This is a genomic window from Streptomyces sp. NPDC059567, from assembly GCF_042735655.1.
Lineage (GTDB): Bacteria > Actinomycetota > Actinomycetes > Streptomycetales > Streptomycetaceae > Streptomyces.
The window spans coordinates 174,281-188,423 of record NZ_JBHWBS010000001.1 but is presented as its reverse complement, the minus strand read 5'-3'; the positions used below and the strand labels follow the sequence as shown (position 1 = coordinate 188,423).

The following is a 14,143-nucleotide window of genomic DNA, read 5'->3' as shown; positions in this document are numbered from 1 at the left end:
CGCCCAGACCCCAGCCCCCCGTCCGGGGGGGCCCGCCGAGAGTCGCTCTCTCCGCTCTAGACCCGCGCGCCGCCCCCCCCCCCCCCGCCCCGCCCCCCCCCCCCGCCCCCCCCCCCGGGGCCTCAGCCAGGGACCAGCGTCTCCCACGACCTCTCCGTGGTCCGCTGCATGAGCCACCGTGTGGCCGTGATCCACCGCGGTCGGATCGTGGAGACGGGCGACGCCGACCACATCACACGCTCGCCCGACCACCCCTACACCCGGACCCTGCTGCTGTCCGCCGACGTCGCCGAGCAGCGCCGGCGCAGTGAACTGCGCGGGGACGGAGGGCGAGGGCGCGGGCGATGGCGACGCGCTGGCGCTGACCGCCGGAGAACTCGCGTGGCAGGCGCCGCGCGGCGTCGGACGGCAGATGTACGCGGTCGCGCAGGTCGGTGATGGTGCCGGAGGTGACGGGCACCAGGCCGAGGATCGCGCGGCCGATGGTCGTCTTGCCGGAGCCGGACTCGCCGACGAGACCGAGGGTCTCACCGGGCCGGATGTCGAGGTCGACCTGGTGGAGCACCTCCGTCCGAAGGGCGCGCCAGCCCTTGCCCGGGAAGGAGACGTGCAGGTCCCGTACGGTCAGCGGGGCTTCGGTCGCAGTGGCGGCGGTCGCCAACCGAACAAGCGGAATCAAGCCCACGCCCCGCCGCCGAGGGCGCGGCCGGAACGCCCCCCTACGCCGAGGACGTCCTCGCGGTCGACGGCTCTTCCGAAGCGGACTGATCGTCCACAACCCCTCTGACGAGCAGGCTCCTGTCAGGTAAGTTCCTTCTGTGCACGCTGAGTTGATCTCTTGATGCGCAAGTGACAGGGGGAGGCGCGAGCGCCATGGACGGGAGACTGTACGGTCAGCAGGCTCTGCAGGAGGGGTTCGTCCCGCGGCTGGTGGGGCTGCATCACAAGGACGGGTACCTCGTCCCCTTCGCCTATCCCAAGGGCGCGCCCGTCGTGCGGATCGTCGGCGGACGGGGAAGCGGCAAGACCGCCCTGCTGGGCGCCGTCCATGACGCGTACAACGGCAGGGTGCCGCTCGCGCGCGTCGACCTCGGGGCTCCGGGGTTCGGCGAGCCCGGTGTCGCCGACGGCGACGACGACGTCCCCAACGCCTCCCGCATCACGCACCTGCTGTATCTCCTCGCGTACAAACTCGGTCTGGAGGTTCGGCACTTCGGCAAGCCGATGGCCTTCCCCCGGCTGTCGCTCGGGCTCCTCGTCGTCACCGCCTGGCGCCCGCTGAACAGTGGCGAGACCGATGTGCGGCCGCCCGACCTGCGCCGGGCGGAAGCGGATCTGCGTACGTTCATCACCGCCGAGGACCCCGACGTACGCCGCCGCAGGGAGAGCCTCGGCCGCTGGTTCGACCTCGTCACGGACAACCTCCCGCTGGTGCTCTCCGCCGTCCCCGGCCTCGACACCATCGCCGGGATCGTCCTCGACGCCGCCCGGACGCAGCTCGTGAGGAACGAACCGGACAAGGGCGCGCTCGCCTGGTGGGGCGGCCGGCTGCACCGCTCCCAGGGTTACCAGGGTGACTCGCTGCAGCGGCTCTTCCAGTTCGTCCGCGGTTTCCGCAGGCTCGACGACCGCAGGCGCACCGCCGAGGAGCACCTCGTCGCCGCCCTCCTGGACGACATCGACGCCAACTACGGCACCCTGCGCCGGCTCAACAAGAAGCCCCGACCGCTTCTGCTCCTCGACAACGCCCACACCGACGTCGGACGCGTCTTCCTCGACCTGCTCGACGCCGGACACGGCGACGCGCCGGGGAAGGCACGGACGCGGCCGGCAGCCCTCGCCACACTGCTCGGCAGGAGCCACGGACACCCACCGCTGAGCGAGGTAGGTGGCGACGCCGTCCCACAGGCCCGGCCGCTGGTGCTGAGCGTCCCCGACATCGAACCGGCCCACATCGCGGAGATGCTCAGCCCCGTCGACTACCCCGACCACCTGCCCCGCGTCGTCGCCCGCTACAGCGGCGGCCGGGCGGCGAGCGCCCGGATCCTGGCGGACGCGGCCGTGCGCCGTGTCGAGGAGGTGGGCACGATACGCGGCGGGGAACTCCTCGACGAGGCCGCACCCGCGCTCCTCGCCAAGCTGCTGCCCGATCCGGTGATGCGGGAGCGCCTGGTGCTGCTGTCCGCCGCGGCCGACGCGGGCACTCGGCGCGGGCTGTGGACCTTCGCCCATCCCGAAGACCACTCCGAAGAGATGGTGGCCGTCCGGGTTCGCGAGGCCGACGACTACCGGACCCGCTCCTGTCTCGACGGCGACCGTGCCCTCGATCTGCTGCTGCGGCACCGCCTCGCCGCCACCGTCACCCACGAGCGCTGGCGCGACACCCAGCTGCGGCTGCGCTCCCTGTGCGACCCGCGCGGCGACACGTATCTGCACCACACGCTGGCCCTGGGCCGGGTCGAGGAGGTGGTCAGCGTCCTGCACCACCGGTTCACCGTCGCCCCGCCCGCCGCATGGCTGACCTCACTCAATCTGATCTGCGCCGCGCCCCACCCCCGCGAGGACTACGAACCCCCGGCCGGGAGCCCCACCCTGTCGTGCACGGCCTGCGGCAGCGACGCCCCCGGCCCGCACCACGATGCCGTCGCCTCCCTGGTGCCCCTGCTGTGGCGGCTGTCCGACCCGCTCACCCTCGCCCCGCGCGAGGACGAGCTGACCACCGTCCGCATCGCGCTGGAGACGCTGTACGGCAACAAGGCCGCGCATGCCGCCTACCGCGAGGCGTCCGCCGCCTGGCCGGCCCGTCTGCGGGCCGGAACACAGGCTCCCGACCTGCCCGTTCAGGAAGGTGCCGCGTCATGACGTCGTTCATCGGAAGACTCCCCGGCGGACCGCTCACCAAGGCGGCCGCCCTCATCGCCGCCCTGGCCGTGCTCGGCGCCGCCGTGTGGGCGGGCATCGTCGTCTTCGGACCGGATCCGGCCTGCGGAAAGGGCATCGAGGAACGGGGCCCCGAAGGCTCCCGGGAATGCACGGGCGTCACCGACGGCAGTTTCGTCTTCGCGGACAACCTCAAGGAGGTCAGCTCGCGGATCAAGGCGGAGAACGAGCGGATCAAGGGCGAACCGCACGTCTCCGTCGCCGTGATGCTGCCGATGGCTCCGGCGCAGACCTTCGAGCAGCAGAAGACGCTCCACGAGGTGCAGGGCGCCTATCTCGCGCAGTACCGCGCCAACCACGACTCCAACAGCAAGAAGCCGGCGATACGGCTGCTGCTCGCCAACCCCGGCCGCAGTCACGCCCATTGGCGACCCGTCGCCGAACAGCTCGGCACCATGTCGCAGTCCACGACCGACAGCCTCCGGGCCGTGATCGGCTTCGACGTCTCCACCGCCACCACGCAGGAAGCCATCGGCTATCTCACCCGGGAGCGCGGCATTCCCGTCGTCGGTGGCCCCATCACCGCCGACGACTCGGGCAACAGCCGTGAGCGGCCCGACGCGTACCCGGGCCTCGCCCGGGTCGTGCCCACGACCACCGACCAGGCCAAGGCCCTGTCCCACTTCAACAAGCGCATCGACCCCAAGCACACCCTGGTCGTCGAGGACATCCGCACCGGCGACAACTACGTCGACGCGCTCAAGCGGGCCTTCGCCGAGCGGACCCTCGGATCACCTCGGGCGCCGGAGCAGTACCGCGCGCCCGAGGAGTTCCACGAGGAAGGCACCACCGCCAACGCCTTCGACCAGATGGTCGACACCATCTGCACCTCGGCGGCCAAGGTCATCTACTTCGCCGGACGACCCGTCCAGCTGCGGCAGTTCGTCAACGAGCTGGGCAACCGGGGCTGCACCGAGAAGAAGTACACCGTCATCACCGGCTCGGGTGCCTCCACCCTCTCCTCGGACAAGCTCCTCGACTGGGACGCCTTCCGCAAGGGCGTGACCCTCCAGTACGCCGCCGTCGCCCACCCGGATGCCTGGACCGACCGCAAGGCACCCGCCACGGGCGGCTCCGCCTCCGCGTTCCGCACCCTGTCCGACCTCGCCACCAGCAAGGAGGTCGGGAACATCGGCCCGGTGGAACTCACCGACTCGCGGACCATCACCTTCTACGACGCCGGTCTCACCGCGATCACCGCCATCCGGATGCGCGACGACGGCGACCCCGTCATCCCCACTCTCGGCCGCATCAGCGACTCGTGGCTGCGACTGCACGGCATGGGCAAGGTCGACGGCGCGAGCGGCTGGATCTGCCTGGACAACTACGGCAACCCGTACAACAAGGCGGTCTCCGTGGTGGAACTCGCCCCCGACGCTCCCGGCCGTATCCGCTTCGTCGGCCTCGCCTGGCCGACGGGCCGCCCCACACCGGCGGACTGCACCGCGAGCCGCGACTGACTCCGAATCCGGCAGTCCGCCCGCCGCGCCGGAGGACCGACGCGGCGGGCAGATGTGACGGTCTGTCACGTGTGGATCAGGGGTGTCGCAACGCGATGAGGTCGATGCCGTTCGGGTTCGTCAGGTCGATCGTGTCCGGTTCAGGCACGATCCGCGCTTCCTTTCCGTACCGGACACAGGTGGATTCGATGGTGCCGGGCGATCCTTCATTGCGGAGCCCCACCTGGACACCCGTCTTGTTGTTGTACTCGTCCATCAGCTGGGCGTTGCGGGTCCAGCCGGGTTTCGCACTTCCGTCGAGTTCATGGGCCGCGGCCATGCGCTGCGCGAATCCCTGATTGGCGCCTTCGGTCATCAGACCGTTCCAGATGCAGTGCCGTGCGGCGTCGATCCGATTGTCCTCGGTCTCCGTCGCCTCGGGGAAGGCGTTCTTGGACACGTTGAAGGCCGGCCCCCGCGCGTTGCGCACCCGGAAGCAGTCGTACGGTTCGCTCTCGCAGACGATGCGCTGCTTGATTCCGGTGGACCACCACTCTTCGAGTGCGTTCCCCTTCGCCGCGATCGCGGGGAACTCGATCGGGAACGCGGTCGAGTCGCCGAGCCGCAACCGCAGCCTGTTCCCCTCGAAGCTCGCCTGAACCGGCACCGCCGCTCCGGTGGAGTCGAAGCCCATGGGAAGCCCGACGCCCGCGACCACCGCGCCGGTGGAGTCGGTGAGCTCCACCCGTTGAGGTGTCGCTCGAAGGGTGTAGCCGGCAGGGGCGCCGAACAGCAGGTCCAGCGTCGTGGGGGCGCTGCCGTCCAGTCGGACCAGCGAGACCTCGAACGAGCCGTCACCGGCGACGCGTTGGAATCGGGCGTTGAAGCCGGGACCGTTCAAGACCACGCCGTCGGGCACGGTTCCGGGCGTCAGGGCGCCGGCCGACGGTACGCCGACTGACAGCGAGACCCCGGAGGTGACGGGAATCGTCAAGCCCGAGCTGTAGATCCGGTCGTGCTGGAACTGCTGCTCCTGGGTCCCGCCAGGGTGGGTGACCGGGTCGGCTGTCGGATAGCCGTACGAGCTCGCCTCGAAGCCGGCGCGGGACCATTGATCCAGGATGGATGCGGTGATCGGATGCGCCCCTGTGGTGGGTGACCAGTAGACGGCACCATGCTCGAACCGGTTCATACGGCCCTGGCCGTCGGGCAGCTTGACCTCGTCGCTGGTCGGATAGCCGAGCCACCCACCTTCCCAGCCGGTCTCGCCCCACTTGTCCCTGATGGCGCCGGTGACGTAATAGGCCTCGTTGAGACGCCAGTAGACGGTGCCGCCCTGGAAGTACTGGCGCCGGCCGATGTTGTCGGGGTTCACAATCTCGTCCGAGGTCGGATACCCGAGCGGTCCGGACTCCCAGCCGTTGCGCTGCCAGGCGGCGAAGAAGTGGTTCACCACGGGGTACGCGCCGCTGTTCGCCGACCAGTAGATGGGCCCGTTCTGGAACACCGAACGCTTGCCGTGCCCATCGGGGTTGGTCAGTTCGTTCGACGTCGGGAACAGCAGGAAGCTGTTGGGGCCGCCGAGCGCGTTGTACTTGTCACGGATCGCCCCGCACACCTCGTACGGCGCAGGCCAGTACACCTGGCAGTCGGCGGCGGAGGACTCTCGCGACCGCTGCGCTGCGGCCCTCTCTGACGCGGCGAGCAGCGCGGCTTCCATCGTCTCGGCCTTCGCGGCCTGCTCCTTGGTGAAGCCTGCCGGAATCGCCTCGCAGTCCGATCGCATCCGCCCCGGCACGACCGTCTTCTTCGGGTCCTTCGTCGGCGCCCAGTGCGCCGGGTTCGCCTTCGGGCCGGACGACGCGGTCGAGCACGACCTGGCCGCAGGCGTTGCGGTGATCGACGGCGGTTGCGTCATGGTCGATGCCGGCCGATGCGGAGCGACAGCGTGGGCGGGCGCCATTCCCACTCCGCTGACCAGCACGGACATGAGGACTGTTGCCACAGCCGCCCACCGTGCCGTCCCCGCGCTGCTCGAACGCGCCGAACCCGCGCGATGCCGTTCCCTGCGTAAGTGCATGTGGTTCTCTCCCTCTGGTCGACTCCGACCTCGGGTTCTCCCCAGGGGAGTCCATGGCCATGCGTCAACCCCGGTGTGATCCTCTCCGCACGATCACGGCGATCGAGGGGAGCGCGTCCCGCCGCCGAGACCGGCCCCTCCGCCTGAGAGGGGCCTGCCTTGGCGGGCGGAGTGAGGGGGGTCAGCGGTGGATGAAGTCCGGGGCCCGCTTGTCCACGAAGGCGGACATGCCCTCCTTCTGGTCGGCCGTGGCGAACACGGCGTGGAACAGGCGGCGTTCGAAGCGGACACCCTCGGCCAGGGTGGTTTCGAAGGCGCGGTTGACGGCCTCCTTGGCCATCATCGCGACCGGCTTCGACATCCCGGAGACGGTCTCCGCGACCGTGAGGGTTGAGCGTGAGCAGTGCGGTGCGGCCCTTGCGCTCGACGAGGATCGTCTCGTGGGCGGGCTCGGTCATGAGGTGGTTCCCTTCGATTCTTCGGTGGCCGTGTCGCGCAGGACGTGGACGATGCCTGAGAAGTCCTGCGCCGCGCCCTCTCCTTCGGCGAACGCCGCGTACATCTCGGCGGCTCGCAGGCCGAGCCCGGCGTCGATGCCGCCCGCGCGCAGTGCGTTGGCGGCGAGTCCCAGGTCCTTGGCCATCAGCGGCGCCGCGAACCCGGGGCGGTACTCCCTGTTGGCGGGGCTGGCCGGTACGGGTCCGGGGACCGGGCAGTTGGTGGTGAGCGCCCAGCACTGGCCGGAGGCGGTGGAGGCCACGTCGTACAGCGCCTGGTGGGAGAGGCCGAGGCTCTCGCCGAGGACGAAGGCCTCGCTGACGGCGATCATCGAAATGCCGAGGATCATGTTGTTGCAGATCTTGGCGGCTTGGCCCGCGCCCTCTCCGCCGCAGTGCACGGACTTCTTTCCCATGGCCGCCAGCAGCGGCTCGGCCTGGGCGAACTCCGCCGCTCCCCCGCCCGCCATGAAGGTGAGGGTCGCCGCCTCGGCGCCCATCACCCCTCCGGAGACAGGGGCGTCCAGGGCCCTGTGCCCGGCGGCGACGGCCGCGTCGTGGGCGGCCCGTGCGTCGGCGACGTCGATGGTCGAGCAGTCGATGAACAGGGTGCCGGGCCTCGCTGCCGCAAGGAGGCCCTCGTCCCGGTAGAGGGCGAGGACATGGCGGCCTGCTGGCAGCATGGTGATCACCACGTCCGCCTCGGCGGCGGCCGCGACGGCGGATTCCGCCGCCTCCACCCCGGCCGCGGAGGCGGTGGCCACGGCGTCGGCCACGAGATCGAAGCCGAGCACCCGGTGTCCGGCCGCGGCCAGGTTGGCGGCCATCGGGCCGCCCATGTGGCCGAGACCGATGAAGGCGATGCCGCTGGTCACCAGGGCACCTCCTGAAGCGAGTCGATGTCGGCAAGGCGGAGTTCGCGGCCGGCGCCGAGCGGGGCGAAGTAGCGGGCCACGTCCGCGTCGGTGACCTCGGCGAGGGCGGGGGGCGACCAGCGCGGGCTGCGGTCCTTGTCGATGACCTGGGCCCGGATTCCCTCGACGAGGTCGGGTGAGCTCAGTGCCGCGCAGGAGACGCGGTACTCCTGCTCGAGGACCCGTTCCAGCGGCCCGAGCCCGCGGGCCCGGCGCAGCGCGGCCAAGGTGACCTTGAGCGCGGTCGGGGACTTGGCGGCCAGGGTGGCGGCCGCCTCCTTCGCCACCGCCACGCCGCTGCCAAGGAGGCGGTCCACGATCTCCTCGACCGTGTCGGCCGCATAGCAGTGGTCGATCCACTCGCGGTGGGCCGCCAGTTCACCGGGCGGCGCCTGGCCGACGTGCGCGGCCAGGGCGTCGTGCACGGACGCCTGCGCGAGGTCCGCGACCAGCCGGTCGAGCCGTTCGGCAGGTACGAAGTGGTCGGCGAGGCCGCACAGCAGCGCGTCGGCGGCTCCGACGGGCGCTCCGGTCAGAGCGAGATGGGTGCCCAGCTCGCCGGGTGCCAGGGCCAGGAGGTAGGTGCCGCCGACATCGGGGACGAAGCCGATACCGGTCTCGGGCATGGCGACGCGGGAGCGTTCCGTGACGATCCGCACGGTGCCATGGGCCGAGATCCCGACTCCGCCGCCCATGACGATGCCGTCCATCAGGGCGACGTACGGCTTGGGGTAGCGGGCGATCAGGGCGTTGAGCCGGTACTCGTCGCGCCAGAAGTCGGCCGAGACCGTGCCGCCGGTGCGGGCGTCCTCGTAGATGGCGCGGATGTCGCCGCCCGCGCTCAGTCCGCGCTCCCCCGCGCCGGAGATCACCACCGTTTCGACCGCGGCATCGTCCCGCCAGGCGGTGAGCGCGTCCTCGATCCGCAGCACCATGGGGTGACTGAGCGCGTTCAGGGCCTTGGGGCGGTTGAGGATCAGACGGCCCGTCCGCCCCTCGGTGCGGACCAGGACTTCCTCGTCCCCGGTCATCGCGGGTGCTCCGTCATGCCGCGGGCGACGATCACGTTCATGATCTCGTTGGTTCCTTCCAGGATCCGGTGGACCCGCAGGTCGCGGACGATCTTCTCGATGCCGTACTCGCTGAGGTAGCCGTATCCGCCGTGGAGCTGCAGTGCCCGGTCGGCGACGGAGAAGCCGGTGTCCGTGGCGAACCGCTTGGCCATGGCGCAGAGTTGGGGCGCCTGCGGGTCGCCGCGGTCGAGAGCCTCGGCGGCCTCCCGGACCAACGCGCGGGCGGCGGTGAGTTCGGTGGCCATGTCGGCCAGCCGGAACTGCAGGGCCTGGGCATCGAGCAGCCGGCCGCCGAAGGCCTCGCGGTCGGCGAGGTGGGTGAGGCTGCGGTCGAGTGCGCTCCGGGCGCCGCCGAGGGAGCAGGCCGCGATGCCGAGGCGGCCGCCGTTGAGGCCGTGCATGGCGATGCGGAAGCCCTCCCCCTCGGCACCCAGCCGCCGGCCTGCGGGGATCCTCACCCCGTCGAGGACGACCTGGCGGGTGGGCTGCGCGTTCCAGCCCATCTTGTGTTCGTTGGCGCCGAAGGAGACTCCCGGATCTCCTCGTTCGACGACGAAGGCGGAGATCCCGCGGGGACCCTCCCCGCCGGTGCGGGCCAGGACGATGTACACGTCGGAGGCGCCGGCGCCGGAGATGAACTGCTTCACTCCGGTCAGGACGTAGTGTTCGGCGTCACGCTCGGCGCGGGTGCGCAGCGCGGCGGCGTCGGAGCCGGCGCCCGGTTCGGTGAGGCAGTAGCTGCCCAGGGTCTCGGCGGAGCAGAGGCCGGGCAGCAAGCGCTCCCGCTGCTGTCGGTCGCCGTATCGGTCGATCATCCAGGCGACCATGTTGTGGATGGAGAGGTAGCCGGCGATGGAGGGGCAGCCGGTCGCCAGGGTCTCGAAGACGAGGACGCCGTCGGCCCGGGTGAGTCCGCAACCGCCGTGCTCCTCCCGTACGTAGACCCCGCCGAGTCCGAGCGAGGCGGCCCTGCGGATGACGTCGACGGGGAAGTGCTTGTCCTGGTCCCAGGCCACGGCGTGCGGGGCGAGCTGCTCCTGCGCGAAGTCGAGGGTGACTTCGGCGAGGGCGAGCTGGTCCTCGGTGAGGGTGGTCACGGCGCTCATCCCATCGTCGGGATGGTGAAGCTCGCGCCTTCCTTGACCCCGGAGGGCCAGCGCGAGGTGACGGTCTTGGTACGGGTGTAGAAGCGGACGGCGTCCGGTCCGTGCTGGTTCAGGTCGCCGAAGCCGGACGCCTTCCAGCCGCCGAAGGTGTGGTACGCCACGGGCACCGGGATGGGGACGTTGACGCCGACCATGCCGGTGTCGACCCGGCGGGTGAAGTCGCGGGCGGTGTCGCCGTCTCGGGTGAAGATGGCCACGCCATTGCCGTACAGATGCTCGCTGGGCAGCCGCAGGGCCTGCTCGTAGTCGGCGGCCCGTACGACGCACAGCACCGGGCCGAAGATCTCCTCCTGGTAGATCCGCATCGAGGAGGTGACCCGGTCGAAGAGGGAGGCTCCGGCGAAGAAGCCGTTCTCGTGTCCGGGGAGGGTGAACCCACGTCCGTCCACGACGAGTTCGGCGCCTTCGGCGACGCCGATCCCGACGTAGTGGTCGACCCGGTCCAGGGCGTCCCGGCTGACGAGGGGACCGAAGTCGGCGTCCGGGTCGTCGGAGGTGCCGATACGGAGTCCCGCGATGCGCTCCTTCAACTTCGCGACCAGCGCGTCGGCGGTCTCCTCACCGACGGGTACGGCGACGGAGATCGCCATGCAGCGCTCACCGGCGGAGCCGTAGCCGGCGCCGATCAGTGCGTCGGCGGCCTGGTCGAGGTCGGCGTCCGGCATCACGATCATGTGGTTCTTGGCCCGCCGAAGCACTGGGCGCGCTTGCCGTGGGCGGCGGCGGTGGCGTAGATGTGCGCGGCGATCGGGGTGGAGCCGACGAAGCCGAGTGCCTGGACGCGGGGGTCCGCGAGGAGGGTGTCGACGGCTTCCTTGCCGCCGTTGACGACGTTGAGGACGCCGGGCGGCAGGCCGGCCTCCAGGAAGAGCTCGGCGAGCCGCAGCGGTACGGAGGGGTCCCGCTCGGAGGGCTTGAGAATGAAGGCGTTTCCACAGGCCAGTGCCGGTGCGGCCTTCCACAGCGGGATCATCGCGGGGAAGTTGAAGGGGGTGATCCCGGCGACGACACCCAGAGGGCTGCGGAGCGAGTGCACATCGATGCCGGTCCCGGCGTTGTCGGTGAACTCGCCTTTGAGGAGGTGCGGGATCCCGGCGGCGAACTCCACGACTTCCAAGCCGCGTTGCAGGTCTCCGTGCGCGTCGGCGACCGTCTTGCCGTGCTCGGCGGAGAGCAGCCGGGCCAGGGAGTCCCGTTCGCCCTCGACGAGTTGGAGGAAGCGCAGCATGACGCGGGCGCGCCGCTGCGGGTTCCACTGGCCCCATGCCCGCTGGGCCTCCTGGGCGTCGGCGATCGCCGCCTCGGTGTCGGCCCGGCCGGCCAGGGGGACCCTGGCCTGGACGGCGCCGGTGTTGGGGTCGTGGACGTCGGCGAAGAGACCCGACGTGCCGGTGGTGTGCTTTCCGCCGATGAAATGGGTGAGTTCGCGGACCATCGAAGCCTGCTCTCGTCAGGTGAGGATCCGAGGAGGGCGCGGCGAGGGGCCGCGGTACGACACCGATCGGGGTGCGCACCGCGCGTCCGGCCGCGGGACAGGGGAAGGCGAGGGGCGCCTTCGTCGAGTCACGAACGCGGGGACAGGGCCTCGCCGTTCGGGTACTCCGCCGGATCACCTGGGCCGTGGTCACGTACCGGTGCCATGCGTGTCTGCTCCATCCTCGTGGACAACACGGAACACCCCACGGCCGGTATCCTGACTCCCGGATCAGCGCGTGCTCTCCGGCCTTCCCGACGGATGGTTTCCGTCAGTGGCCTGAACTGCTGGAAGAGCACACTCCCCGGTCACAGTGGCGGGACCGCGCCGGATTCACACCGGCTTCCCTGCACCGCGGGCTTGTCACGAACATATAGTTGGACGTCCTAGTAAGTCCACCCCCCCCACCTACGGGCACGGTGCGTGTCCTCGACGGCGGGCCCGGGCCGGGGCCTCACCGGGTGAGCGGCGCGGTCAGCTCGCGCCCGACGCGGGTCCCGCCAGGCCGTGCAGCAGCAGGGCGGTGAGGGTGTCGACGACCTCCTGGTCGGTGGCCCGCGGGCCGTCCTCTCGTGCCGTGATGACGGCGAACCCGAGCATCGAGACCATCGCACCCATGGCCGCCGCGACCAGCGCCGGGTCGCCCGGCAGCTGGTGTCCGCGGTCGCGGAGCCACTCCAGGTGCTCGCGGAGGGTCGCCGTCTCCTGGGCCAGGCTCGCCCATGCGCGGCCTTCGCCGGGCGGGCCGGCGAAGTTGGTCTGCATCAGGGCCACGACCACGGGCAGGTGCTCGCGCACGACCCGCCAGGTGACGGCGAGATGCTCGCGCAGCTGGTCGGGGTCCGTCAGATCGTGGTCGACCGGGTGGTGGCCCGCGCCGATCTCGGCGTCGGCCTGGGCGTTCAGATCCTGCATCAGGGCCTGGAGCAGGGCGTTCTTGTCCGCGAAGTGGGCGTAGAAGGAGCCGGTGGCGCGCCCGGCCTCGCGGGTGATGTCGGTGATCTTCGTGTCGAGATAGCCGCGCTCGGCGAACAGCCGCCGGGCCGCGTCCTTCAGCGCCGCCTCGGTCTCGGCGGCCTTCTCCTTGCGTACGCCCATCACCTGAGTCCTCTCGTCGGGCTTGACGTGCGTCAGCCCCCTGCCTCATTGTGAACCACAGTTCGGTGAATCTGAATTCACTGAATCTTGATTCAGGGGGTATGGATGAACGTCATGGTGATCGGCGGCGGAGTGGCGGGCGCCGCAAGCGCCCTGGCGCTGCGGCGGCTTGGTGTGGAGGTCACGGTGTACGAGGCGTACGCCGAACCGGCGGGCCAGGTGGGCTCGTTCCTGAGCCTGGCGTCCAACGGTCTGCGGGTGCTGCGCTCCCTCGGCGTGCTGGAGCGGGTGCGGCGGGCCGGGATCGATGTGCCCGGCCAGCGCATGTGGTCGAGCTCGGGCAAGCTTCTGGGTGACGTTCCGCGAGGACGGCTGAGCGGCGACACGCTGCACAGCGTGACCCTGATGCGGGGCGACCTGGTCGAGGCGCTGCGCGCGGAGGCGCTGGCGGCCGGGGCCGCCATCGTCACGGGTGAGCGCCTGGTCGATGCGGTCACCACCGAGAAGGGGGTGCGGGCGGTCTTCGCGAGCGGTCGCTCGGAGGAGGCATCGCTGCTCATCGGCGCCGACGGCATCTGGTCGGCCACTCGGTCACTGCTCGACCCGCGGGCGCCCGCTCCCGAGTACGCCGGGCTGTACAGCGTCTCGGGCATCGCCGAGGGCATCGAGACCGAACCCGGCTTCCTCAACATGACGTTCGCCCGGAACGGCGCCTTCATCCACCTCGCCGCCCCCGATGGCAACGTCTGGTGGTCGGCCCAGGTCTCGTGCCCCGCGCAGCCGGAGCTCGGCCTCACCGAGGAGGAGTGGCTCCGCCGCCTGACCGGGCTCTACCGGCACGAACAGGTGCCGTCCGCGATCCTTGACGCGACCGTCGAACTGCACCGCCCCACCCTGATGCACAGGCTCGGCGCGGTCCCGGTCCGCCACAACGACGGCATCGCGCTGCTCGGTGACGCCGGACACCCCGTCGGAGCGGGTCAGGGCGCGTCGATGGCCCTGGAGGACGCACTCGTCCTGGCCCGGTCACTGGCCACGGAACCCACGGTGGCCGCCGCCCTCTCGGCGTACGACGCCGCCCGCTCGGACCGTGTCGCCAAGATGGTCAAGGCGGCCTCGGACAACCGTGACGCCAAGACGGCCGGTCCGCTCGCGCGAAGGATGCGCGATCTGGTGATGCCGGTGGCGGTCCCCTTCTTCTTCGAGAAGGCCACGGCCTGGCTCTACACCCACGACTGCGGCGAACTGCCCACCCGCCGAACGGAGGGAGACTCCCAGGCCGGTACCCCACGACTCTGAGGCGGCCGCGGCACCGCCTCGCCCCGGAGCCGCTCGGCGCGGGCGCGACGCCGCGCGGCGCCGCGCGGGGCGGCGGCCGCGCTGGGGCGGCTAGTCGCGCCCCGCCCCCCCCCGGCGGCCCGGGGGCCACCCCCCCCCGGCCGCCCGCCGCCCGCAGCTCGGT

General features: G+C 71.2%; 8 protein-coding genes, 4 pseudogenes and 1 riboswitch. Of the genes and pseudogenes, 4 read left to right on the top strand and 8 right to left on the bottom strand.

Annotated elements, in window-relative coordinates; all coding sequences use genetic code 11:
* Window positions 1–168: 168 nt before the first annotated feature.
* Window positions 169–270: pseudogene (locus tag ACFVZW_RS00790) on the top strand (ABC transporter ATP-binding protein); the annotation flags it as partial.
* Between the two features lie 34 nt (window positions 271–304).
* Here ACFVZW_RS00790 and ACFVZW_RS00785 read toward each other — a convergent pair.
* Window positions 305–661, bottom strand: a pseudogene (locus ACFVZW_RS00785) (ATP-binding cassette domain-containing protein); the annotation flags it as partial.
* Window positions 662–873: 212 nt separating this feature from the next.
* Here ACFVZW_RS00785 and ACFVZW_RS00780 point away from each other — a divergent pair.
* Together ACFVZW_RS00780 and ACFVZW_RS00775 are read left to right on the top strand one after the other, a co-directional pair.
* The gene (locus tag ACFVZW_RS00780) at window positions 874–2,862 is read left to right on the top strand and encodes a hypothetical protein (protein ID WP_384514712.1); all 1,989 of its coding nucleotides are present in this window, start codon (window positions 874–876) and stop codon (window positions 2,860–2,862) included.
* Entirely contained in the window at window positions 2,859–4,400 is a 1,542-nt protein-coding gene (locus ACFVZW_RS00775) for a hypothetical protein (protein ID WP_384514709.1), read from the top strand. Before ACFVZW_RS00780 ends, ACFVZW_RS00775 begins: the two co-directional genes overlap by 4 nt.
* A 76-nt stretch (window positions 4,401–4,476) precedes the next feature.
* On the opposite strand, the gene ACFVZW_RS00770 is transcribed toward ACFVZW_RS00775, so the two are convergent.
* From ACFVZW_RS00770 to ACFVZW_RS00740, 7 genes and pseudogenes are all read right to left on the bottom strand, one after another.
* Window positions 4,477–6,297: an LGFP repeat-containing protein gene (locus tag ACFVZW_RS00770; protein ID WP_384514707.1), complete on the bottom strand. Its 1,821-nt coding sequence runs from the start codon at window positions 6,295–6,297 to the stop codon at window positions 4,477–4,479.
* A 343-nt stretch (window positions 6,298–6,640) separates the two neighbouring features.
* Window positions 6,641–6,847 (bottom strand): annotated as a pseudogene (locus ACFVZW_RS00765) (enoyl-CoA hydratase-related protein); the annotation flags it as partial.
* 66 nt (window positions 6,848–6,913) lie between these two features.
* Entirely contained in the window at window positions 6,914–7,831 is a 918-nt protein-coding gene (mmsB, locus tag ACFVZW_RS00760) for a 3-hydroxyisobutyrate dehydrogenase (RefSeq protein WP_384514704.1), read from the bottom strand.
* Window positions 7,828–8,901, bottom strand: a complete 1,074-nt coding sequence (locus ACFVZW_RS00755; RefSeq protein ID WP_384514701.1) for an enoyl-CoA hydratase/isomerase family protein — start codon at window positions 8,899–8,901, stop codon at window positions 7,828–7,830. The genes mmsB and ACFVZW_RS00755 overlap by 4 nt, the downstream gene beginning before the upstream one ends.
* Window positions 8,898–10,049: an acyl-CoA dehydrogenase family protein gene (locus tag ACFVZW_RS00750; protein WP_384514698.1), complete on the bottom strand. Its 1,152-nt coding sequence runs from the start codon at window positions 10,047–10,049 to the stop codon at window positions 8,898–8,900. The genes ACFVZW_RS00755 and ACFVZW_RS00750 overlap by 4 nt, the downstream gene beginning before the upstream one ends.
* Window positions 10,046–11,544 (bottom strand): annotated as a pseudogene (locus ACFVZW_RS00745) (CoA-acylating methylmalonate-semialdehyde dehydrogenase). Before ACFVZW_RS00745 ends, ACFVZW_RS00750 begins: the two are co-directional and overlap by 4 nt.
* Window positions 11,545–11,774: 230 nt before the next feature.
* A riboswitch (cobalamin riboswitch) is annotated at window positions 11,775–11,955 on the bottom strand.
* Between the two features lie 102 nt (window positions 11,956–12,057).
* Complete coding sequence (locus ACFVZW_RS00740) at window positions 12,058–12,681, bottom strand: TetR/AcrR family transcriptional regulator (RefSeq protein ID WP_384514695.1); 624 nt, start codon at window positions 12,679–12,681, stop codon at window positions 12,058–12,060.
* Between the two features lie 105 nt (window positions 12,682–12,786).
* Here ACFVZW_RS00740 and ACFVZW_RS00735 point away from each other — a divergent pair, with 105 nt between their 5' ends.
* Window positions 12,787–13,980 (top strand): FAD-dependent oxidoreductase, encoded by a 1,194-nt coding sequence (locus ACFVZW_RS00735; protein ID WP_384514693.1) that lies wholly within the window; start codon window positions 12,787–12,789, stop codon window positions 13,978–13,980.
* Window positions 13,981–14,143 lie beyond the last annotated feature (163 nt).